The sequence below is a fragment of the Kistimonas scapharcae genome (assembly GCF_039540975.1).
Classification (GTDB): Bacteria; Pseudomonadota; Gammaproteobacteria; order Pseudomonadales; family Endozoicomonadaceae; genus Kistimonas; species Kistimonas scapharcae.
The window spans coordinates 1-1,537 of the sequence record NZ_BAABFL010000248.1 but is presented as its reverse complement, the minus strand read 5'-3'; the positions used below and the strand labels follow the sequence as shown (position 1 = coordinate 1,537).

General features: G+C 48.7%; 1 protein-coding gene. It reads left to right on the top strand.

Annotated elements, in window-relative coordinates:
• The first annotated feature begins 568 nt into the window (after positions 1–568).
• Entirely contained in the window at positions 569–1,285 is a 717-nt protein-coding gene (trmB, locus tag ABD892_RS10725; RefSeq protein WP_345195623.1) for a tRNA (guanosine(46)-N7)-methyltransferase TrmB, read from the top strand.
• Positions 1,286–1,537: the final 252 nt, after the last annotated feature.

Sequence of the window (1,537 nt, the reverse complement as noted above, 5' to 3'; positions counted from 1 at the left end):
GGCGGTAATGGGAACATGGGGATGAGCTTAGGCGGCAGAACGTGAAATCGCCTTATGTACCGGTTTTTGAGTACTTACGTTTTAGTTACATAGGCCTTTTCCTCAATGCATATTACAGATGTCTCCGAAGGCAAGGTTACTACACGTCCACTGGATGTCTTGCTTCCCAGTTTCTCGGTAGTCTGTAATGATGTTGACGGCTGATCTTGCTGCACTCGACCACTACCACTAAATGACGCTAACGCTTCCATTGCACTCTCCTAATATCACTAGTAATACAATCAATTAGTAACTACCAGCCATATCAAGTTCCTGTTAATAAAAATATCAGGCAAACATAATGGTTATACATAACTGAACCGTTTTTAATGGCGGGATCACACATCCAATACTATTGTCAGATCTCGTTATATACAGGCTTGTCGATTCCATGAGATTTCCGCTATGGTTAGCTGTTTTAGCAAAATGCTCAAGGTACGCTTACTTATTTTGCTCCGGAGCTTCCAGAGCTTCGTTAAACAACGTGTAAGTCGACCTGACCAATGCACCGCCACATCATGAAAAACCAATGACAGACACTGATATAGCATCAAACACAGAACAGCCCCCACATCGCCGCGCCGTCAAAAGCTTCGTTATCCGGGCCGGTCGGATGACAGCTGGCCAGCAAAAGGGGCTGGATGACTACTGGCCAAGTCATGGCCTGACGCTGGAACAGGGCAAGCTGGATATCGAGAAAACCTTTGGCCGTCAGTCCGAAACGGTTCTGGAAATCGGTTTCGGCATGGGCCTTTCGCTGCTCAGCATGGCGGAAGCCGCACCGGAAAAGAACTTTATTGGTATTGAAGTTCACCGTCCTGGCGTTGGCAGTTTGCTGAATGAAGCAGGCAAAGCGGGTGTGAACAACATCCGTGTCTACTGCCACGATGCAGTGGAAATTCTGCGGGAATGCATCGCTGATGAAAGCATTGACCGGATACAGATCTATTTCCCTGATCCCTGGCACAAAAAACGTCATAACAAGCGTCGCCTGGTTCAACCTGCATTTGTTGAAGCACTGCGCACCAAACTCAAGCCTGGCGGTATCCTGCATCTGGCAACAGACTGGGAAAACTACGCCGAACAGATGATGGACGTGATGAGTGCAGCAGAAGGCTGGAGCAACTTAGCGGGCGACAACCAATACTCTCCACGACCAGACTACCGCCCACTGACCAAGTTTGAGAAACGTGGCCAGAAACTCGGCCATGGTGTTTGGGATCTTATGTTTGAACGTACCGCGTAAACTTTATTCCTCCTAAAACACAACGGGCAGCGAGATGGCTGCCTGATCGGTCGTCGTGTATATCCGTGCTGCAGTGGCAGGAAGCCACGTTAGCGAAGCAGGACAGGGACGTCCTGCCGAAGCGAGCGTAAAACGGATATACACGACGACCTTTTCATACCACACAAAACACGTAAGTACTCAAAAACTCCTGTGCAGACCACATGGCAGCCAGCATGAGGCGTATTCGATAATATTTGCCAGTCTCGGAAT